This is a genomic window from Polaromonas sp. AER18D-145 (genome assembly GCF_002379095.1).
Taxonomy (GTDB): Bacteria; Pseudomonadota; Gammaproteobacteria; order Burkholderiales; family Burkholderiaceae_C; genus Polaromonas.
Genome location: NZ_NBZV01000012.1, coordinates 45,005 through 66,650 on the forward strand (window position 1 = coordinate 45,005; position 21,646 = coordinate 66,650).

Here is a 21,646-nt window from a genome sequence, read left to right on the forward strand (position 1 = left end):
AGCTTCAGACGGCCGGGGACTTGAGCCGGCTCAGGTCCAGCCCTTCCAGGTCAATCTCCGGCGCCTGGCCGGCGACCAGGTCGGCGACGGCCCGCGCGCTGCCGCAGCTCAGCGCCCAGCCGCTGGAACCGTGGCCCAGGTTGAGCCACAGGCCCGGCAGGCCGCTGGCGCCGAGGATGGGCGGACCGTCCGGCAGCATGGGCCGCACGCCTTTCCATTCCTGCACATGGGTGGTGGTGTTGGAGGTGTGGGCGGCGCCCGGGAACCAGTCCTGCAGCACCTTGTACAGCGTCTGGAGGGCCGCGGCACTCTTTTTGTTGGGCCGGCCGCCGATTTCGGCGCTGCCGGCCACGCGCACGCGGTTGCCCAGGCGCGAGATCGCGACCTTGTACCGTTCGTCCATCAGGGCACTGCGCGGCGCGTTCAGTGGCTCGCGAAGCGGCGCGCTCAGGGAGTAGCCGTACACCGCTGCCAGTGGAATCCGGATGCCCAGCGGCCGTAGCAGCGAGGCCGAGGCCAGACCGGCGCACAGCACCACCGCGTCAAAGTTGCGCGGCGTCGTTTTGTCTGCTATCAAAAAAGTAGCTGGCTGCGTACGGTCCATCTGGGCTACGGCCGTATTGAACTCAAAAGTCACACCCAGGCGTTGGGCCTCGGCCTTGAGCAGCAGGGCGAACTGGCGGCAGTTGGCCACTTCGTCGTCGGGCAGGTGAATCGCGCCCAGCAAGGGCGTGTCCGGGTTCAGCGCCGGCTCGATCCGGCGCGCCTCGTCGGAGCCGATCTGCCGGAAGCTGACCCCGGCATCACGCAGCAACTGCAGGCCGGGTTCGACCATCTGGCCGTCCCGTTCCGCGCGCAGCAGCACCATGTAGCCGGGACTGTGGTCGTACTCGAACTGGCGTTCGGCGGTGATCTGGTGCAGGCGCGCCCGGCTGTAAAAGGCCAGGCGCTGCAGGCGGGCCCGGTTGGCCAGGTAGGTTTCCAGCCGGCAGGCGCGCCACCATTGCCACATCCAGGCCAGCTCACGGCCGGACAGCGGCAGGCTGAGCCTGACCGAGGCGTGGCGGCCCAGCAGGTGGCCCAGCACCTTGCCCGGCATGCCGGGCGCCGCCCAGGGTGTCACGTAGCCTGGTGCCACCACGCCGGCGTTGGCAAAACTGCTTTCTTCGGCGGCCGCGCCCCGGCGCTCGAAAACGGTGACCTCGTGGCCATCCTGAGCGAGCTCCCAGGCGGTGGTGATGCCGATGATGCCGGCGCCGATGACGGCGACCCTCATGGGGCCGTCCCCGCAGGGTGGAGACAGGGGCTGGGGCAGAAAGTCGGTGGGTTCATGTTTCTGGGGCTCAATCGGATGCAAGCCAGCGCGGGAAAAGCGCGTGCTGCTATTGTTTTTGAAGTGTCGACGGGACCGGAAACCCTGGCCGGTGCGCGGCCGGCTACAGGGGATGGGGCGTGGCAGGGCTCGGGCGGGGACGTTGGCACAGGCAGGGATGTTATACTCAGCAGGCTGTACGAAAGGCAATTCCGCCGTCGTGCAGCAAATCGCAAATCAGCCATTCAAGGTGTTGCCCGGGAGCTTTTAACCATGCTTTCAGGTGATAAGCGCTGATTTTAGACACAACCTTTGGAGTATCTCTATGTCAACAAGCATGCGTGAAATGCTGGAAGCCGGCGTCCATTTCGGTCATCAAACCCGCTTCTGGAACCCCAAGATGGCCCCGTACATCTTCGGCCACCGCAACCGTATCCACATCATCAACCTCGAAAAATCGCTGCCGATGTTCGAGGACGCGATGAAGTTCGCCAAGCAGCTGTCCGCCAACCGCGGCACCATCCTGATGGTCGGCACCAAGCGCCAGGCGCGCGAACTCGTTTCCGCCGAAGCCAAGCGCGCCGGCGTGCCTTTTGTCGACCAGCGCTGGCTGGGCGGCATGCTGACCAACTTCAAGACGGTCAAGACCTCGATCAAGCGCCTCAAGGAAATGAAGGCCCAGCAGGAAGTCGGTCTCGACACCCTGAGCAAGAAAGAGCAGCTCACGTTCAAGCGTGAAATGGAAAAGCTGGAAAAAGACATCGGCGGCATCCAGGACATGAATGCCTTGCCCGACGCCATCTTCGTGATCGACGTGGGTTTCCACAAGATCGCCGTGCTCGAAGCCAAGAAGCTGGGTATTCCGCTGATCGGCGTGGTCGATTCCAACCATTCCCCCATTGGCATTGACTACGTCATCCCGGGCAACGACGACTCGTCCAAGGCCGTGGCGCTGTATGCCCGCGGCATCGCCGACGCGATCATCGAAGGCCGCGCCGCTGCCGGCAATGAAGTCGTCAAGATGGCTTCCGCCGAAAGCACCGACGAATTCGTCGAAGTGGAAAACGCCGCAGCCTGATCGTCGCGGCCCTGCGCCTGACGCGAAAAAGGGGCTCGCGTAGCCCCTTTTTCACAGCCTTGTCCAAAGGCACCCCCCTTTATTTGAAGTCAACACGACATACGGAGAACTGAAGATGGCAATCACAGCAAGCATGGTCGCAGAGTTGCGCGCAAAAACCGACGCACCGATGATGGAGTGCAAGAAGGCACTGACCGAGGCCGAAGGCAATTTCGAAAAAGCCGAAGAGATCCTGCGCGTCAAGCTGGGTAACAAGGCTGGCAAGGCTGCCTCCCGCATCACCGCCGAGGGCGTGATCGCTTTCCACAGCGAAGGTGCCGTGGGCGCGCTGGTCGAGATCAACTGCGAAACCGACTTCGTCACCAAGAACGACAGCTTCCTGGCTTTCACCGACGCGGTGGTCAAGGGCATCGTCAAGAATAACCCGGTCGACGTGGCCGCGATCGGTGCCATGCCTTTGAGCCTGGACGGTTTCGGCCCGACGGTGGAAGACGTGCGCAAGGGCCTGATCGGCAAGATCGGCGAAAACATGAGCGTGCGCCGCTTCAAGCGTTTTGAAGGCGGCAAGCTGGCCTCCTACCTGCACGGCACGCGCATCGGCGTGGTCGTCGAGTACGAAGGCGACGAAGTGCCCGCCAAGGACGTCGCCATGCACGTGGCCGCGATGAAGCCGGTGTCGCTGTCGAGCGACCAGGTGCCTGCCGAGCTGGTGGCCCGCGAGCGTTCGGTCGCTGCCGCCAAGGCTGCCGAGGATGCCGCGGTGGCCACCGCCGCCGGCAAGCCTGTGCAGTCCCCCGAAATTGTTGCCAAGCGTATCGACGGCGGCGTGCAGAAATACCTCAAGGAAGTGTCCCTGTTCAACCAGCCGTTCGTGAAAAACGACAAGCAGACCGTTGAGCAGATGCTCAAGGAAAAAGGCACGACCGTGAAGGCTTTCACGCTGTATGTTGTCGGCGAAGGCATCGAGAAGAAGGTCGACGATTTTGCGGCTGAAGTGGCCGCCCAGGTGGCCGCCGCCAAAGCGGCCTGATTGCGCCTGCTGATCCGAAAGGCCGCTAAACTTACGCCCATAAAAACGACAGGAACTCCCCCATGCCAGCCTACAAGCGAATCTTGTTGAAACTTTCAGGCGAAGCCTTGATGGGAGACGATGCCTTCGGCATCAACCGCGCGACGATTGTGCGCATGGTCGAGGAAATTGCGGACATCACCCGCATGGGCGTGGAAGTGGCTGTCGTGATCGGCGGCGGCAATATTTTCCGGGGCGTGGCCGGCGGCTCGGTCGGCATGGACCGCGCGACGGCCGACTACATGGGCATGCTGGCCACCGTGATGAATGCCCTGGCACTGGGCGACACCATGGACAAGGCCGGCCTCACGCCGCGTGTCATGTCGGCGATCGGCATCGAACGCATCGTGGAGCCGTATGTGCGCCCCAAGGCCCTGCAATACCTCGAAGAGGGCAAGGTCGTCATCTTTGCAGCGGGCACCGGCAATCCTTTCTTCACGACCGACACCGCGGCCGCCCTGCGCGGCGCGGAAATCGGGGCCGAGATCGTGCTCAAGGCCACCAAGGTTGACGGCGTGTACAGCGCGGACCCGAAGAAAGACCCTTCGGCCACGCGTTACACCAACATCACCTTCGATGAGGCCATGGGCAAAAACCTCGAAGTCATGGATGCCACCGCCTTTGCGCTGTGCCGCGACCAGAAACTGCCAATCAAAATTTTCAGCATCTTCAAGCACGGCGCGCTCAAGCGCGTGGTGCAGGGCGAAGACGAGGGAACGCTGGTCCACGTCTGAAGCCTGCCGGTGTGCATGCCATCCCTTTCGTACTCCAACCCGAAAATATCGAAACATGAAAGCGCGTCTTCGCACCCACGGCGGCGTTGCAACCCTTGCGAAGGCGGCCAGCCTTCGCTGCGGCTTGCGCCTTGCCCTGGGCGCGAATCCATCACTTTCATTTTGTTCCGCTACTTTCGGGTTGCAGTACTAGACTTTGCAGAACAAGAATCCTCCGGAGATTTCAATCATGAGCATTCCCGATATCAAGAGCCAGGCCGAGCAGAAAATGCAGCAGTCGGTGGAGTCCTTCAAGCATGCCTTGACCAAGATCCGCACCGGCCGTGCCAACCCCGGACTGCTGGACACCGTGCATGTGGACTACTACGGCGCCATGGTGCCGATCAGCCAGGTTGCCAATGTGGCGCTGCTCGATGCGCGCACCATCAGCGTCGCGCCCTGGGAAAAAGGCATGGGCGCCAAGATTGAAAAAGCCATCCGCGACTCCGACCTTGGACTCAACCCGGCGTCCCAGGGAGACCTGATTCGCGTGCCGATGCCGGCCATGACCGAAGAGCGGCGCAAGGAGCTGACCAAGGTGGTCCGTGGCGAAGGTGAGCACGCCAAGGTCGCCATCCGCAATCTGCGCCGTGATGCGAACGACGGCGTCAAGAAACTCGTCAAGGAAAAGCTGGCGTCGGAAGACGACGAGCGCCGCGCCCACGACGAAGTGCAGAAGTTCACCGACCGTTTCATTGCCGAAGTCGACAAGCTGGTCGCAGGCAAGGAACAAGACATCATGGCGGTTTGATCCCGCTGCACCGGCCTGATCGCTGACATGGCCACTCCAAGCTCCACCGCCGTTCCACACCATGTCGCCATCGTGATGGACGGCAACGGCCGCTGGGCCACGCGGCGTTTCCTGCCGCGCATCGCCGGCCACAAGCAGGGGGTGGGCGCGCTGAACCGCTGCGTGCAGGCCTGCATGGCCCGCGGCATCGGCGTGTTGACCGTGTTTGCCTTTTCTTCGGAGAACTGGAACCGGCCACCGGACGAAGTCTCCGGCCTCATGGAGTTGCTGGCGCTGTCGCTGGCCAGGGAAGTGCCCTCGCTCAAGGCCAATGGCGTGCAACTGCATTTTGTCGGCGACCGGCAGCGCCTGTCCGACAAGTTCAAGGCCGGGCTGAATCAGGCCGAGCAGGCCACCGCGGACAACCAGCGCCTGATCCTCAATGTGTGTTTCAACTACGGTGGTCGCTGGGACATCGCGCAGGCGGCACGCAAGCTGGCTGCCGCGGGCCAGGAGATCACCGAAATGGCGCTGGACCGTGCGCTGGCGCTGGCCCATGTGCCCGACCCGGACCTCGTGATTCGTACCGGCGGCGAGCTGCGCATCAGCAATTTCCTGCTCTGGCAGGCGGCGTATTCCGAACTGCATTTTTCCGACAAGCTCTGGCCTGACTTCAACGAGGCGGCGCTCGACGACGCCATCGCGGTCTACCGCAGCCGCGAGCGGCGTTTTGGCCAGACCTCCGCGCAAGTCGTCTCGTCAAACTCCAACCCCAACCCCGACATGAAGGCTGCCTGATGCTCAAGCAACGCGTGATCACGGCGCTGGTGATGCTGGCCATCCTGCTGCCGGCGCTTTTTTACCGCACCCCGGTGCCGTTTGCCGTGGTCGCCCTAGTGCTGATCGCCGCGGGTGCCTGGGAGTGGGCCCGCCTGAACGGTTATGGCCAGCTCAGCGCGCTGATGGCCGGTTTTGCCTGCGTGGTGCTGTGCGGCATGTCCTGGGACCTGGGGCTGCTCGACCAACCGCTGCCCTTGCTGTGGCGACTGGCCGGCGCAGGCTGGGTGCTGGCGGGCGCCTGGCTGCTGCGTGGCGGCGTGGCCGGCTGGTCGCGCATTCCGCGCACCGTGCGCCTGGTGGTGGGTGTGCTGGCGCTCTGGCTGGCCTGGCTGGCCGTGGCGCAGGCACGTTTCATCGGCATCGAGTTTCTGCTGTCGGTGCTCTTGCTGGTCTGGGTCGCCGACATTGGCGCCTATTTCGCCGGCAAGGCGCTGGGTGGGCGCTTCAGCAAGGGCAAGCTGGCCCCGTCGATCAGCCCCGGCAAAAGCTGGGAGGGTGTCTGGGGCGGCATGGCGGGGGTGCTGGTGCTGTGTATCGCCTGGCTGCTGCTCGATGCCACCGGTGAGAGTCTGTATGCGCGCCTGGCGGCGCAGCACGGCTTCGCCGTGACGTTGCTGGCCATGGTGTTCCTGGCGGCCCTCAGCGTGGTGGGCGACCTGGTCGAGTCCCTGATCAAGCGCAGCGCCGGCGCCAAGGATTCCAGTGGCCTGCTGCCGGGCCACGGCGGCGTGCTGGACCGGGTCGATGCGCTGTTGCCGGTGCTGCCGCTGGCCATGATGCTGATCACCGTCTAGCCATCCCATCCCATGCCATTGAAAAAACAAAGTATCACGGTGCTGGGCTCGACCGGCTCGGTCGGGGTCAACACGCTGGACGTGATTGCCGGCCACCCCGACCGCTTTGAGGTTTTCGCGCTCAGTGCGGCCACGCAGACCGAGTTGATGCTGGCCCAGTGCCTGCGCTTCAAACCGTCGTACGCCGTCATGGCAAGCGCCCCGCATGCCCGCCTCCTGGCCCAAAGCTTGAAGGACAACGGGCTTTTAACCGAAGTCCTGCTTGCGCCGGATGCTCTTGAAATGATAGCATCGGATGAGCGGGTGGATACCGTGATGGCGGCCATCGTGGGCGCGGCCGGGCTGGCGGCCTGCATGGCCGCCGCGCGCGCCGGCAAGCGGCTGCTGCTGGCCAACAAGGAGGCGCTGGTGGTCGGCGGCGAGGTGTTCATGCAGGCCGTGCGCGAGGGCGGGGCGCAGTTGCTGCCCATCGACAGCGAACACTCGGCGATCTTCCAGTCCCTGCCGGAAGACCCGGCGGCCTGGCTGGAGCGCATCGACAAGATCATCCTGACCGCCTCCGGCGGGCCGTTTCGCACCCGGGCGCCGGCCACGCTGCGCGATGTCACGCCCGACGAGGCCTGCGCCCACCCGAACTGGGTGATGGGCCGCAAGATTTCGGTGGACTCGGCCACCATGATGAACAAGGCGCTCGAAGTGATCGAGGCACGCTACCTGTTCGGTCTGGCGCCGGCGCAGATCGAGGTGGTGATTCATCCGCAAAGCATCATTCATTCGATGGTTCAATACCGCGACACCTCGGTGGTGGCGCAGCTCGGCACGCCCGACATGCGGGTGCCGATCGCCTACGGCCTGGCCTGGCCGGGGCGGATTTCTTCGGGTGCGCAGGCGCTCGATTTCCGGGCGCTGGCCACCATGACATTCGCGGTTCCTGACAATGCGCATTTTCCCGGCTTGCCGCTGGCCTGGGAGGTGCTCGATGCGCCTGTCGGCACCACGGCGGTGCTGAACGCCGCCAACGAGGTGGCGGTGGCCGCTTTCCTTGAAAAGCGGATACGCTTCGACCAGATTCACGCCGTGAACCGTGGAACTCTGGACACCGTGAGCGCCTCTGAAATCCGGGGCATCGGGGACTTGCTGGCGCTGGATGCGCAGGCGCGCGCCGCGGCCACCCGCATCGCCGGCAATCTGACGACTTGACAGGAGTTTTTCCATGCTGACCTTGGTCGCCTTTGTTGTTGCCCTGGGTATCCTGATTGCTGTCCACGAGTACGGGCACTACCGCGTGGCCGTGGCCTGCGGCATCAAGGTCCTGAAGTTCTCCGTCGGATTTGGCAAGCCGATCTACACCTGGCGCCTCAAAAACAGCCCCACCGAATTTTCCATTGGCATGTTGCCGCTGGGCGGCTACGTCAAGATGCTGGACGAGCGGGAAGGACCGGTCGATCCGGCAGAACGCCATCTGGCCTTCAACACCCAACCGTTGCGTTCGCGTGCAGCGGTGGTGGCAGCCGGGCCGGCAGCCAACCTGTTGCTGGCCATCGTGCTGTATGCCATCGTCAACTGGAGCGGTCTGCAGGAGCCCGAGCCCGTGTTGGCCAGCCCCGTGGCCGGGTCCATTGCCGAGCGCGCCGGCTTGCGCGGTGGCGAGCGGGTGCAGCAGGCGGCCCTGGACGGCGAGGCCCTGCAGGACATGCGTTCTTTCGAGGAGCTGCGCTGGCTCTTGACCCAGGGCGCGCTGAACGGCCGCGACGTGCGGCTGGCGATAGGCGGACCCGATGCGGCTGCGGCCGCGTCGCGAGAACTGGTGTTGCCGTTGGGCCAGCTCCAGGCCGCCGACGCCGATGCCCAGTTGTTTCGCAAGATCGGCATCATCGGCCCCTGGACCCAGCCGGTGATCGGCGAGCTGATGGCCGGAGGTGCCGCCGAGAAATCGGGCCTGCGCAGCGGCGACCTGGTGCTGCGCATCGGCAGCCTGGCCATCGTCGATGGTCCGCAACTGCGTGAAACCATCCGGGCTTCCAGCGGCACCCAGACCTGGCGCATTGAGCGGGCCGGGCAGGCGATGGATGTGCCGGTCACACCCGAGATCAGGCAGGAGGCCGGCCGGTCGATCGCCCGCATTGGCGCCTATGTCGGCGCACCGCCGGCCATGGTGACGGTGCGGTACGGCCCGCTCGATGGCCTGTGGCAGGGCGTGGTCCGTACCTGGCAGGTCTCGGCGCTGACGCTGAAAATGATGGGCAAGATGGTCATCGGCGAGGCCTCCCTGAAAAACCTCAGCGGGCCGCTGACGATTGCCGACTACGCCGGCAAGTCGGCGAGCATCGGCTGGACGGCTTATCTGCTGTTTCTGGCACTGATCAGCGTCAGTCTGGGTGTGCTCAATTTACTGCCGCTGCCGGTTTTGGACGGGGGGCACCTGATGTATTATCTTTGGGAGGCGATTACCGGCAAAAGCGTGTCTGACGCGTGGATGGACCGGTTGCAGCGCGGTGGCGTTGCAATCCTGCTGGGCATGATGTCAGTTGCCCTGTTTAACGATGTCTCCCGGCTTTTGGGTTAACTCCATACTTTTCATGCAAAAACAAATCAAACGATTCAAGGTCCGCAGCGTTTCCGCGGTGGTGGCCAGCTTTCTCATCGCGCATGCAGCCTGGGCCGTGGATCCTTTCACCGTGCGCGATATCCGCGTGGAAGGCCTGCAACGCGTTGAACCTGGAACCATTTTTGCATCGCTGCCTTTCCGTGTCGGTGAGACCTATAACGACGACAAGGGGGCTGGTGCGATCCGCGCGCTGTTCGGGCTGGGCCTGTTCAAGGACGTGCGGCTTGAAGTCAGCGGTGATGTGCTGGTCGTGATCGTCGAGGAGCGCCCGACGGTGGCCGACGTGGACTTCGTCGGGGCCAAGGAATTTGACAAGGAAGTACTCAAGAAGGCGCTGCGCGAAATCGGGCTCACCGATGGCCGGCCCTTCGACAAGGCGCTGGCAGACCGCGCCGAGCAGGAGCTCAAGCGGCAGTACATCAACCGCAGCCTGTACGGCGCCGAGGTGGTGACCACCGTGACCCCGATCGAGCGCAACCGGGTCAATGTGACCTTCAGCGTGACCGAAGGCGATGTCGCCAAGATCAAGGAAATCCGCATCGTCGGCAACAAGGTGTTCAGCGAGTCCACCTTGCGCGGCCTGTTCGACCTGGACACCGGCGGCTGGCTCAGCTGGTACACCAAGTCGGACCGTTATTCGCGGGCCAAGCTCAATGCAGACATCGAAACCCTGCGCTCCTACTACCTGACGCGCGGCTACCTGGAGTTCAAGGTCGACTCGACCCAGGTCGCCATCTCCCCGAACAAACAGGATATTTCGGTGACCGTCAACATCACCGAGGGTGAACGTTTCACGGTCTCCGGTGTCAAGCTCGAAGGCAACTTCCTCGAGCGCGAGGAGGAGTTCAAGTCGCTGGTCACCATCAAGCCCGGCGAGCCCTACAACGCCGACCAGGTGGCCCAGACCGTCAAGGCCTTCGTCGAGTATTACGGCAGTTTCGGTTTCGCCTTTGCCAAGGTCGAGGCCCAGCCCGAAATCGACCGGGCCAACAACCGCGTGGCGTTTGTGCTGCAGGGCGAGCCCTCGCGCCGCGCTTATGTTCGACGCATCAACATCAGCGGCAACAACCGCACGCGCGATGAAGTGGTGCGCCGGGAGTTCCGGCAGTTCGAGGCCTCCTGGTACGACGGCGACAAGATCCGCCTGTCGCGAGACCGCGTGGACCGCCTCGGATTTTTCACCGAAGTCAATATCGACACGCAGGAAGTGCCGGGCACGCCCGACCAGGTGGACCTGAACCTGGCCGTGGCGGAAAAACCCACGGGCAACCTGCAGCTCGGCGCCGGCTTTTCCAGCGCCGACCGCTTGTCGCTGGTGTTCGGTTTCAAGCAGGAAAATGCTTTTGGCACCGGCAACTACCTGGGCCTGGAGGTCAACACCGGCAAGTACAACCGGCAAATGGTGCTGAGCACCGTGGACCCTTATTTCACGAACGACGGCATTTCACGGACCATCGACGTGTACACCCGCACCTCGCGGCCCTACAGCAGCCAGATCGGCGTGGTGAACACCGACTATGCACTCAAAACCACCGGCGCCAGCATGCGTTTCGGCGTGCCGTTCAGTGAAGTCGATACGGTGTACTTCGGCGGCGGCGTGGAGCAGATCGACATTTCCGGCACCAACCTCCCGGCGGTCTATCAGACCTATGTCAACACCTTTGGCGCCAAGAGCAACTCCGTGCCCTTGACCATTGGCTGGTCGCGCGATGAGCGCGACAGCGCCATCGTCCCGACCAAGGGGCGTTTCCAGCGCGTTTACGGCGACTGGGGCGTTGCCGGTGACGCCCGATTCCTGCGCAGCAACTACCAGTTCCAGCAGTACATCCCGCTGAACAAGCAGTTCACCATTGCGCTCAACACCGAACTGGGTTGGGGCAAGGGCCTGAACGGACAACCTTTCCCGGTGTTCAAGAATTTCTATTCCGGCGGCCTGGGTTCGGTGCGCGGCTATGAGCCGGGCACCCTGGGCCCGCGTGACAGCCAGAACAACTCCATCGGTGGACCGAAAAAGATCACACTGAACGCCGAATTGCTGGCGCCGTTTCCCGGCGCGGGCAACGACAGGACCCTGCGCCTCTTCGGTTTTGTGGACGCGGGCAATGTGTTTGGCGAGAATGAGAAATATTCACTCGGCGAGATGCGCTCATCGGTGGGTTTTGGCGTGAGCTGGATTTCGCCGCTCGGGCCCCTGCGCCTGGCGTTTGCCCATCCTTTGAACAAGAAGCCGACGGATAAAATCCAGAGACTGCAATTCCAGATTGGTACATCCTTCTAATGAAATCCTTTTCATCCAAGTTCCTCCTCGCTGCCGTGATGGCGCTGGCCGCGTCTGCGGCAGGCGCGCAGGACTTCAAGATCGGCGTCGTCGTCATTGACCGCATCTTTCGCGAAGCCAACAGTGCCAAGGCGGCCCAGGCCAAGCTGGAGCAGGAGTTCGGCAAACGTGAGAAGGATATCGCGGCCCTCGAGACGCAGCTCAAATCAGCGGCTGACAAGTTTGACCGCGAGGCCCCCACGTTGTCGGAGAGCCAGCGGGTGGCCCGCCAGAAGCAGCTTGTGGAGCAGGAGCGGGAATTCCAGCGCAAACGCCGCGAATTCCAGGAAGACCTCAACGCGCGCAAAAGTGAAGAGTTGCAGCAACTCATTGAGCGCGCCAACAAGGTCGTCAAGACCGTTGCCGAAGCTGAGAAGTACGACCTCATCCTGCAGGAAGCGGTTTACGCCAACCCCAAGCACGACATCACCGACAAGGTGATCAGGGCGCTCAACGCCGCCAGATAAGCCTGCATCCAGGGACACGCCAGGTGTGACGCTCAGACTCGGGGACATTGTTGCAGCGCTGGCGGGTGAATTTGACGCCCGGCTGGTGGGAGACCCGGATGTCCTGGTCGAGCGGCTCGCCCCGCTCGAATCGGCCAGTGCGGCCGAGCTGACTTTCCTCAGCCACCCGAAATACCAGGGCAAACTCGCCCAGTCCGCCGCCGCCTGTGTGGTGGTGGGGCCGGGCGCCGCCGAGGCGGCCATGCAACGCGGCGCCTGCATCATCGTCGATGACCCGTATGTCTACTTTGCCCGCATCACCCAGCTCTGGAAGCGTGAGCATGCGCATGTCGGCGCGTCCAGTGCGACCGGCGGGCCCGCCATCCACCCCAGCGCCTTCATCGACCCCCAGGCCCGCCTGGCAGCCGGGGTGGCGGTGGGCGCTTTTGCCTGCATTGGCGCCCATGCGGTGCTGGACGCCGGTGTCGAGGTGGGCGCGCACGGCGTGATCGGCAGCCATGTCCACATCGGCGCCGGGACACGCCTGTCGGCCCGCGTGACGGTGGCGGACGGCTGCTCCCTCGGCGAGCGCTGCATTGTCCACCCGGGTGCCGTGATCGGCGCCGACGGTTTCGGCTTCGCGCCGCATGCCGGCCGCTGGGAAAAAATCGAACAGCTGGGCGCCGTGCGCATCGGCAACGATGTCGAGATAGGTGCCAACACCTGCATCGACCGGGGCGCGCTGCAGGACACCGTGATCGAAGACGGCGTCAAGCTGGACAACCTGGTGCAGATCGGCCACAACGTGCGCGTGGGCGCACACACGGCCATGGCCGGCTGTGCCGGGGTGGCGGGCAGTGCCACCATCGGTGCGCATTGCACCGTGGGCGGCGGTGCGGTGGTGCTGGGGCATTTGAGCCTGGCCGACCATGTGCATATCTCCGCCGCTTCGGTGGTGACCCGCTCGATTCACAAGCCGGGGCATTACACCGGGCTGTTTCCCATCGACGACAATGCGCAGTGGGAAAAAAATGCAGCCACACTCAAGCAGCTTCACGCTTTGCGTGAACGTCTCAAGGCGCTCGAGCAAACGACTGACAAAGCCTCTGGAAAGACCGAAGAAAAATCATGATGGACATTCACCAAATTCTCAAGCAGCTCCCGCACCGCTTTCCCTTCCTGCTGGTGGACCGTGTGCTGGAACTCGAAAAAGGCAAGCGCATCAAGGCGCTGAAGAACGTCACGATCAACGAGCCGTTTTTTACCGGGCACTTCCCGCACCGGCCGGTGATGCCGGGTGTGCTGATGCTCGAAGCCATGGCGCAGGCCGCCGCCTTGCTGGCCTTCGACATGCAGGGTGTGACGCCCGATGACAAGACCGTGTATTACTTTGCCGGCATTGATGGCGCGCGCTTCAAGCGGCCGGTGGAGCCCGGCGACCAGCTGATCATGGAAGTCACGCTGGAGCGGCTCAAGGCCGGCGTGTTCAAGTTCAAGGGGGTGACCCGGGTCGACGACAACATGGTCTGCGAGGCCGAGCTGATGTGCACCATGCGCACCATCGCCTGATCTGTCCCGGCAAGAGAAGGTTTTTCCGTGACAGGCATCCATCCCACAGCGCTGGTTGATCCCCAGGCCCAGCTCGACAGCAGTGTCAGCGTGGGGCCGTACACCGTGATCGGCCCGCACGTCAAGGTCGCGGCCGGCACGACGATTGGCGCGCATTGCGTCATCGAGGGCCACACGACGATAGGGCGCGACAACCGCATTTTCCAGTTCAATTCGCTGGGGGCCATTCCGCAGGACAAGAAGTATGCGGGGGAGCCCTGCGAACTGGTCATCGGCGACCGCAACACCGTCCGCGAGTTCTGTACCTTCAATATCGGCTCGCCCGGCGACACCGGGGTGACGCGGGTCGGCGACGACAACTGGATCATGGCTTACGTGCATCTGGCGCACGACTGCGATGTCGGCAACCACACGATTTTCGCCAACAACTCGCAGCTGGCCGGCCATGTGCATGTCGGCGACTGGGTGATCCTGGGCGGCTTCACCGTCGTGCACCAGTTTGTCCGGCTGGGCGCGCACAGCATGACCGCCATGTGTTCGCTGTTGTTTGCCGATCTGCCGCCGTTCGTGATGTGCCAGGGCCAGCCCGCCGAGGCGCGTTCGATGAACTACGAGGGCTTGCGCCGGCGCGGCTACACGCCAGACCGCATTGCGGCCGTCAAGGGCATGCACAAGGCCCTGTACCGTGAGGACCTGACGCTGGAGCAGGCGAAGGCGCGTATTGCAGAGCTGGCTGTCGGGCATCCCGAAGCGGCGCCTGATGTGCAGGCGATGTTGGCCTTTCTGACCGGCACCTCACCGCAGCGCGGCATCGTCCGGTAGGCGACGATGTCCGGTGTACCAACCCCTGTGCCCGGCCGTACAGAGGCGGCCGAGTCCTCTGCGACAAACGCTCCCCGCATGGCCATGGTCGCCGGCGAAACCTCGGGGGACCTGCTGGCCGGTCTGCTGCTTGACGGGTTTCATGCGCGCTGGCCCGGGCTGACGGCGGTCGGCATCGGCGGGCCGCAAATGGCCGGCCGCGGCTTTTCGCCCTGGTGGCCCAGTGAGAAACTGGCGGTGCGCGGTTATGTCGAGGTGCTGCGGCATTACCGCGAAATCGTCGGCATCCGCAAGCAGCTCAAGGAACGGCTGCTGCAGATGCGGCCCGATGTTTTCATCGGCGTCGATGCACCCGACTTCAACCTCGACCTCGAGGCCGACCTCAAGGCCGCCGGCATACGCACGGTTCATTTCATCAGCCCCTCGGTCTGGGCCTGGCGCGCCGACCGCGTCGAAAAAATCCGCCGCAGTGTCGATCACGTGTTGTGCATTTTTCCCTTCGAGCCGGCCTTGCTGGCGCAACACGGCATTGCCGCCACCTACGTGGGCCACCCGCTGGCCGGCATGATCCCGATGCAGGCGGACAAGGCGGCGGCCCGGCAACAGCTGGGCCTGGCATCGGGCGATCTGGTGCTGGCCGTGTTGCCGGGCAGCCGCCGCTCCGAGATCCAATACCTGGCAAAAAGGTTCTTTCGGGCTGCAGCCCTTGTTCAGAGGGCGCAGCCTGCTATTAAAATAGTAGTTCCTGCGGTGCCCGCCTTGCGCCAGCAGATCGAGCGGGCGGCGCAGGACGCGGGTATGCTGGCGCAGGTGAAAATCGTCGCCGGGCAGTCGCACACGGTGCTGGCGGCCTGCGATGTCACGCTGATTGCCAGCGGCACCGCGACGCTGGAGGCGGCGCTGTTCAAGCGCCCCATGGTGATTGCCTACAACATGAACTGGCTGTCCTGGCAGATCATGCGCCGCAAGAAGCTGCAGCCGTGGGTAGGCCTGCCCAACATCCTGTGCCGTGATTTTGTCGTGCCCGAACTGCTGCAGGATGCCGCCACGCCGCAGGCGCTGGCCGATGCGGTGCTGCAATGGATAGATGCGAAAATCTCCGCACCCGAGAAAATAGCTGCTGTCGAACAACGATTCACGCAGCTGCACCACGAACTGCAGCGCGATACCGCCCAACTGGCCACCGATGCGATCCAGAACATTCTTGAAGGCTGAACAGGTCACCCTCTCCTGGGACACGCCCGGACTGTGGGCCGGTGTGGACGAGGCCGGCCGCGGGCCGCTGGCCGGCCCGGTGGTGGCTGCCGCGGTGATTCTGGACGACCTTCAGCCCATCAAGGGCCTGGCGGACTCCAAGGTGCTGACGGCGCGGCGCCGGGAACAGCTCTACGAGGAAATCCTCGCCAAGGCGCTGTGCTGCTCGATCGCCCAGGCCAGCGTCGAGGAAATCGACAGGCTCAACATCCTGCAGGCCACCATGCTGGCGATGAAACGCGCGGTCGAGGGTCTGCGCCTGAAACCCGTCAAAGTGCAGGTCGACGGCAACCGGCTGCCGGTGCTCAGCATGCTGGCCGAAGCGATCGTCAAGGGCGACGCGCTGGTGCCGGCCATCTCCGCCGCATCCATCCTGGCCAAGGTGCACCGGGACCGCTGGTGCGAGCAGTTCCATCTCGAATACCCGCAATACGGTTTTGCCGGCCACAAGGGCTACGGCACGGCCGAACACCTGGCTGCGCTGCGCGAGCATGGCGCCTGTCCGCAACACCGCCGGTCTTTCAGCCCCGTGGCCGAGGTCCTGCGTTGAGTACGCCTGCGCCGGCGGCGCCTGTGTTTGTCACCTCGCGCGACAACGCGCTGGTCAAGGATTTGCGCCGGCTCTCACAGGACAGCACGGCCTACCGCAAGCAGGGACGGGTCTGGCTGGAGGGCGACCACCTGTGCCGTGCCGCGCTGCTGCGCGGGCTGACACCGGCGATCGCTGTATTTTCAGAGTCATTCTGGCCTATGGCCACCGCCGAATGGGCGCGGGCAGCTATCAAAACCATAGTGATCTCCGATGCCCTGCTGCCCGAGATCAGTGGGCTGGAGTCGCCGGCCCGCATGGGTTTTGTGGTCGATCTGCCGGCGCCAAAGGCCCTGTCGCCGGGGGCGCCCTCGCTGATTCTTGACCGGGTGCAGGATGCCGGCAATGTCGGCTCCATGCTGCGCAGCGCGTCGGCCTTTGGTTTCAGCCAGGTGATCGCGCTTCGCGGCACGGCGGCACTGTGGTCTCCCAAGGTGCTGCGGGCCGGCATGGGCGCCCATTTCGGGCTTCAACTGCTTGAGGGTGTGGAACCGCAGGCGCTGGACGGCTTGACCGTTCCCATCATCGTAACCAGTTCACATGACGGCGCTTTCCTGCACCAGCAAACCCTGCCCATGCCCTGTGCCTGGGCGATGGGGCACGAAGGGCAGGGCGTCGGCGACGACCTGATGGCCCGGGCCAGCCTGAAGGTGCGCATCGCCCAGCCGGGCGGCGAGGAGTCGCTCAATGTGGCGGCTGCCGCGGCCATTTGCCTGTACGCGAGCTCGCTGGCGGCAGCCGGATAGCCCGGGTCAACCCCGTTCCTGGCAGGACTGCATGCCTTTCATGCATAAGTCCCCGTCCTCCTCAAGCTATAATCAGGGGCTTTTCAAAACACAGCTTCGCCCAAGCGCACACAAAGCCAACACCCTCACAAAAGCAGCCCGCAAGAGTCTTCTCGGAGACGTTTCTTGTGCACGCTTGGGCGAACCGTAACCAACCCGGAGAACCCAGTGCTTTTGTCTCTACAGGGAAATACCCCTCACGCCATTCTGGCGCTCGCAGACGGCACGGTCTTTATCGGCAATTCCATCGGAGCGGTGGGCTCCACAGTCGGTGAGGTGGTGTTCAACACCGCCATGACCGGCTACCAGGAAATCCTCACGGATCCCAGCTACTGCCAGCAGATCGTCACCCTCACGTACCCCCATATCGGCAACTACGGCGTCAATGCCGAAGATGTGGAGGCGCAAAAAGTCCATGCCGCCGGACTGATCATCAAGGACTTGCCGCTCATCGCGTCGAACTTCCGCAGCACCATGACCCTGTCCGAGTACCTGGTCAGGGAAGGCACGGTGGCGATCGCCAACATTGACACGCGCCAGCTGACACGCATGCTGCGCACCCAGGGCGCACAAAACGGCTGCATCCTGGCCCTGCCCCCGGGCGAGGAGGTGTCGCCTGAACAGATTGAACAAGCGGTTCTCGTGGCCCGCAGCGCACCGGCCATGGCCGGCCTCGACCTGGCCAGGGTGGTCAGCTGCAAACAGTCCTACGAATGGACCCAGACCGAGTGGAAGCTGGGCTCGGGTTACGGCGTGCAGATCACGCCGAAATTCCATGTGGTGGCCTTTGACTTTGGCGTGAAGAAAAACATCCTGCGCATGATGGCCGAGCGCGGCGCGCGCATCACGGTGGTGCCGGCGCAGACGCCCGCCGCCGACGTGCTCAAGCTCAAACCCGACGGCATCTTCCTGGCCAACGGCCCCGGTGATCCGGAACCCTGCGACTACGCGATTGCCGCCGTGCGCGAACTGATCGAGACCGGCATCCCGACCTTCGGCATCTGCCTGGGCCACCAGATCATGGCCCTGGCCAGCGGTGCGAAGACTTTCAAGATGAAGTTCGGCCACCACGGTGCCAACCATCCGGTGAAAGACCTGACCACTGACGACAAATACGGCGGCCGCGTCAGCATCACCAGCCAGAACCACGGTTTTGCAGTGGACGAAAAAACCCTGCCGGCGAATCTGCGGCCGACCCACATCAGCCTGTTCGATGGCACGCTGCAGGGCCTGGCCCGCACCGACAAGCCGGCCTTCTGCTTCCAGGGCCACCCCGAAGCCTCGCCCGGCCCGCACGATATTTCGTATTTGTTTGACCGTTTCACGGCATTGATGGAGAAACACAAGAATGCCTAAACGCACAGACATCAAAAGCGTCCTCATCATCGGGGCCGGCCCCATCATCATCGGCCAGGCCTGCGAGTTCGACTACTCCGGCGTGCAGGCCTGCAAGGCGCTGCGTGAAGAGGGCTACAAGGTCATCCTGATCAACAGCAATCCCGCGACGATCATGACCGACCCGGCCACGGCCGACGTTACCTACATCGAGCCCATCACCTGGCAGACGGTGGAGAAGATCATCGCCAAAGAGCGTCCCGATGCCATCCTGCCGACCATGGGCGGGCAGACCGCGCTCAACTGCGCGCTGGACCTGTGGCACAACGGCGTGCTCGACAAGTACAAGGTTGAACTCATTGGCGCGACGCCCGAAGCGATCGACAAGGCCGAAGACCGGCTGAAGTTCAAGGACGCGATGACCAAGATCGGCCTGGGTTCGGCCCGTTCCGGCATCGCGCACAGCATGGACGAAGCCTGGACGGTGCAGAAGACGCTGGGTTTCCCGACCGTGATCCGCCCCAGCTTCACCCTGGGCGGCACCGGCGGCGGCATCGCCTACAACTCGGAAGAGTTCGAAGTCATCTGCAAGCGTGGCCTGGAAGCCTCGCCGACCAACGAGCTGCTGATCGAGGAATCGCTGCTCGGCTGGAAAGAGTACGAGATGGAAGTGGTGCGCGACAAGGCCGACAACTGCATCATCGTCTGCTCGATTGAAAACCTGGACCCCATGGGTGTGCACACCGGCGACTCGATCACCGTGGCGCCAGCCCAGACCCTGACCGACAAGGAATACCAGATCCTGCGCAACGCGAGTCTGGCCGTGCTGCGCGAAATCGGCGTGGACACCGGCGGCTCCAACGTGCAGTTCTCGATCAACCCGGTTGATGGCCGCATGGTGGTGATCGAGATGAACCCGCGTGTCTCGCGCTCGTCGGCGCTGGCTTCGAAGGCCACGGGTTTTCCGATTGCCAAGGTGGCGGCCAAGCTGGCCATAGGCTACACGCTCGACGAACTTCGTAATGAAATCACCGGTGGTGCGACCCCCGCGAGTTTCGAGCCCAGCATCGACTACGTCGTCACAAAAATTCCGCGTTTTGCCTTCGAGAAATTCCCACAGGCCGACAGCCGCCTGACGACGCAGATGAAGTCGGTCGGCGAAGTCATGGCCATGGGCCGCACCTTCCAGGAGTCCTTCCAGAAAGCCCTGCGCGGCCTGGAAGTCGGCGTGGACGGCATGAACGAAAAAACCCAGGACCGCGAGGTGCTCGAGAAGGAACTGGGCGCGCCCGGTCCCGACCGCATCTGGTACGTGGGCGATGCGTTTGCCATGGGCATGAGCGTCGACGAAGTGTTTGCGCTGACCAAGATCGACCCGTGGTTTCTGGTGCAGATCGAGCAGATCGTCAAGATCGAGCTTGAACTGGAAACGACCTCGCTGGACAACATCGACGAGCCGACGCTGCGCGCACTCAAGCAAAAGGGCTTTTCGGACCGGCGCCTGGCCAAACAGCTCAAGACCACGGACACCGCCATCCGTGAGAAACGGCTGGCGCTGGGTGTGCGCCCGGTCTACAAACGGGTGGACACCTGCGCCGCCGAGTTTGCGACCAACACCGCCTACATGTACTCGACCTACGAAGGCGAGGGCAGCGAGTGCGAAGCCGAGCCAACCGACAACAAAAAAATCATGGTGCTGGGCGGCGGGCCCAACCGCATCGGCCAGGGCATCGAGTTTGACTACTGCTGCGTGCATGCCGCGCTGGCCATGCGCGAAGACGGTTACGAGACCATCATGGTCAACTGCAACCCCGAGACCGTCTCGACCGACTACGACACCAGCGACCGTCTGTATTTCGAGCCGCTGACGCTAGAAGACGTGCTGGAAATTGTCGACAAGGAAAAGCCGCTGGGCGTGATTGTCCAGTACGGCGGCCAGACGCCTTTGAAACTGGCGCTGGACCTGGAGAAAAACGGCGTGCCCATCATCGGCACCTCGCCCGACATGATCGACGCGGCCGAAGACCGCGAGCGTTTCCAGAAGCTGCTGCATGAGCTGAAACTGCGCCAGCCGCCCAATGCCACCGCCCGCACCGAGCCGGAAGCCCTTGAAAAGGCTGCGGCGCTCGGCTACCCGCTGGTGGTGCGTCCGAGCTACGTGCTCGGTGGCCGCGCGATGGAAATCGTGCATGAGCAGCGCGACCTGGAGCGTTACATGCGCGAAGCCGTCAAGGTCAGCCATGACTCGCCGGTGCTGCTGGACCGCTTCCTCAACGACGCGATCGAATGTGACGTTGACTGCATCCGCGATTCCGAAGGTGTGACCTTCATTGGCGGCGTGATGGAACACATCGAGCAGGCCGGCGTGCACAGCGGCGACTCGGCCTGTTCCCTGCCGCCGTATTCGCTGAGTGCCGAGACGGTGACCGAGATCAAGCGCCAGACCGCGGCCATGGCCCAGGCCCTGAATGTGGTTGGCCTCATGAACGTGCAGTTCGCCATCCAGCATGTGGACGGCCAGGACGTGATCTACGTGCTCGAGGTCAACCCGCGCGCATCCCGCACCGTGCCCTTTGTCAGCAAGGCCACCGGCATCCAGCTGGCCAAGGTGGCCGCGCGCTGCATGGTCGGCCAGACCCTGGCGTCGCAAGGCATCAGCAAGGAAGTCACGCCGCCGTATTTCAGCGTCAAGGAAGCGGTGTTTCCCTTCGTCAAGTTCCCCGGCGTGGACACCATTCTCGGCCCCGAGATGAAGTCCACCGGCGAGGTGATGGGCGTGGGCAAGACCTTCGGCGAGGCTTTTGTGAAGTCGCAGCTCGGTGCCGGCACCAAGCTGCCGACCTCCGGCAAGGTGTTCCTGACGGTCAAGAACAACGACAAGCCGCGCGCCGTGGAAGTGGCGCGTGCGCTGGCGGCGCTGAAGTTCGAGATCGTCGCCACCAAGGGCACGGCCGCGGCCATCAACGCGGCCGGCATCCCTTGCGGCGTGGTCAACAAGGTCACCGAGGGCCGGCCGCATGTGGTGGACATGATCAAGAACAACGAGATTGCGCTGGTCATCAACACCGTGGAAGAACGCCGCAACGCGATTGCCGACTCGCGGCAGATCCGCACCTCGGCGCTGCTGGCGCGGGTCACCACCTACACCACCATCGCCGGCGCCGAAGCAGCGGTGGAGGGCATGAAATACCTGGACAACCTGACGGTTTATTCCGTTCAGGAGCTGCACGCGCAGCTGGTGTGACCCCCACGGTCGCTCACTTCGTGTAGCTTCCTGCCCCCCCGGGGGGGCCGCTGCGCCTGCGGACTGGCAAAGCCAGATCCG

The 21,646-nt window shown here is 63.7% G+C and carries 19 protein-coding genes; 18 read left to right on the forward strand and 1 reads right to left on the reverse strand.

Annotation, left to right across the window (positions count from 1 at the left end):
• Positions 1-4: 4 nt before the first annotated feature.
• Complete coding sequence (locus tag B7G52_RS08530; protein WP_096697227.1) at positions 5-1,276, reverse strand: D-amino acid dehydrogenase; 1,272 nt, start codon at positions 1,274-1,276, stop codon at positions 5-7.
• 361 nt (positions 1,277-1,637) lie between these two features.
• Here B7G52_RS08530 and rpsB point away from each other — a divergent pair, with 361 nt between their 5' ends.
• The 18 genes from rpsB (at position 1,638) to carB (ending at position 21,565) form a co-directional block, all read left to right on the forward strand.
• The gene (rpsB, locus tag B7G52_RS08535) at positions 1,638-2,390 is read left to right on the forward strand and encodes a 30S ribosomal protein S2 (RefSeq protein WP_096697188.1); all 753 of its coding nucleotides are present in this window, start codon (positions 1,638-1,640) and stop codon (positions 2,388-2,390) included.
• A 115-nt stretch (positions 2,391-2,505) separates the two neighbouring features.
• Positions 2,506-3,420, forward strand: coding sequence for a translation elongation factor Ts (gene tsf, locus B7G52_RS08540; RefSeq protein ID WP_096697189.1), 915 nt, complete (start codon positions 2,506-2,508; stop codon positions 3,418-3,420).
• Between the two features lie 62 nt (positions 3,421-3,482).
• Positions 3,483-4,193, forward strand: coding sequence for a UMP kinase (gene pyrH, locus B7G52_RS08545; RefSeq protein WP_096697190.1), 711 nt, complete (start codon positions 3,483-3,485; stop codon positions 4,191-4,193).
• Positions 4,194-4,422: 229 nt separating this feature from the next.
• Positions 4,423-4,983 carry a ribosome recycling factor gene (frr, locus tag B7G52_RS08550; RefSeq protein WP_096697191.1) on the forward strand — a complete coding sequence of 187 codons (561 nt, stop codon included), beginning with the start codon at positions 4,423-4,425 and terminating at the stop codon, positions 4,981-4,983.
• Between the two features lie 27 nt (positions 4,984-5,010).
• On the forward strand, positions 5,011-5,760 hold the full coding sequence (uppS, locus tag B7G52_RS08555) for a polyprenyl diphosphate synthase (protein ID WP_096697192.1): 750 nt from the start codon (positions 5,011-5,013) through the stop codon (positions 5,758-5,760).
• Entirely contained in the window at positions 5,760-6,596 is an 837-nt protein-coding gene (locus B7G52_RS08560; protein ID WP_096697193.1) for a CDP-archaeol synthase, read from the forward strand. The genes uppS and B7G52_RS08560 overlap by 1 nt, the downstream gene beginning before the upstream one ends.
• A 12-nt stretch (positions 6,597-6,608) precedes the next feature.
• Entirely contained in the window at positions 6,609-7,796 is a 1,188-nt protein-coding gene (gene ispC / locus B7G52_RS08565) for a 1-deoxy-D-xylulose-5-phosphate reductoisomerase (RefSeq protein WP_096697194.1), read from the forward strand.
• A gap of 13 nt (positions 7,797-7,809) precedes the next feature.
• Positions 7,810-9,162 carry an RIP metalloprotease RseP gene (rseP, locus tag B7G52_RS08570; protein WP_096697195.1) on the forward strand — a complete coding sequence of 451 codons (1,353 nt, stop codon included), beginning with the start codon at positions 7,810-7,812 and terminating at the stop codon, positions 9,160-9,162.
• Between the two features lie 13 nt (positions 9,163-9,175).
• Positions 9,176-11,482 (forward strand): outer membrane protein assembly factor BamA, encoded by a 2,307-nt coding sequence (gene bamA, locus B7G52_RS08575; protein ID WP_096697196.1) that lies wholly within the window; start codon positions 9,176-9,178, stop codon positions 11,480-11,482.
• On the forward strand, positions 11,482-11,988 hold the full coding sequence (locus B7G52_RS08580) for an OmpH family outer membrane protein (RefSeq protein ID WP_096697197.1): 507 nt from the start codon (positions 11,482-11,484) through the stop codon (positions 11,986-11,988). Before bamA ends, B7G52_RS08580 begins: the two co-directional genes overlap by 1 nt.
• Before the next feature lie 25 nt (positions 11,989-12,013).
• Positions 12,014-13,099 carry a UDP-3-O-(3-hydroxymyristoyl)glucosamine N-acyltransferase gene (gene lpxD / locus B7G52_RS08585; RefSeq protein ID WP_096697198.1) on the forward strand — a complete coding sequence of 362 codons (1,086 nt, stop codon included), beginning with the start codon at positions 12,014-12,016 and terminating at the stop codon, positions 13,097-13,099.
• Entirely contained in the window at positions 13,096-13,536 is a 441-nt protein-coding gene (gene fabZ, locus B7G52_RS08590) for a 3-hydroxyacyl-ACP dehydratase FabZ (protein WP_096665436.1), read from the forward strand. Before lpxD ends, fabZ begins: the two co-directional genes overlap by 4 nt.
• Before the next feature lie 27 nt (positions 13,537-13,563).
• A complete protein-coding gene (gene lpxA / locus B7G52_RS08595; protein WP_096697199.1) occupies positions 13,564-14,358 on the forward strand; it encodes an acyl-ACP--UDP-N-acetylglucosamine O-acyltransferase in 795 nt (264 codons plus the stop codon).
• An 84-nt stretch (positions 14,359-14,442) separates the two neighbouring features.
• A complete protein-coding gene (gene lpxB / locus B7G52_RS08600) occupies positions 14,443-15,573 on the forward strand; it encodes a lipid-A-disaccharide synthase (protein ID WP_141397411.1) in 1,131 nt (376 codons plus the stop codon).
• Entirely contained in the window at positions 15,545-16,162 is a 618-nt protein-coding gene (gene rnhB, locus B7G52_RS08605) for a ribonuclease HII (RefSeq protein ID WP_096697228.1), read from the forward strand. The genes lpxB and rnhB overlap by 29 nt, the downstream gene beginning before the upstream one ends.
• Positions 16,159-16,947, forward strand: coding sequence for an RNA methyltransferase (locus tag B7G52_RS08610; protein WP_096697201.1), 789 nt, complete (start codon positions 16,159-16,161; stop codon positions 16,945-16,947). Before rnhB ends, B7G52_RS08610 begins: the two co-directional genes overlap by 4 nt.
• Positions 16,948-17,154: 207 nt before the next feature.
• Positions 17,155-18,342 (forward strand): glutamine-hydrolyzing carbamoyl-phosphate synthase small subunit, encoded by a 1,188-nt coding sequence (gene carA / locus B7G52_RS08615; protein WP_096697202.1) that lies wholly within the window; start codon positions 17,155-17,157, stop codon positions 18,340-18,342.
• Positions 18,335-21,565, forward strand: a complete 3,231-nt coding sequence (carB, locus tag B7G52_RS08620; protein WP_096697203.1) for a carbamoyl-phosphate synthase large subunit — start codon at positions 18,335-18,337, stop codon at positions 21,563-21,565. Before carA ends, carB begins: the two co-directional genes overlap by 8 nt.
• Positions 21,566-21,646 lie beyond the last annotated feature (81 nt).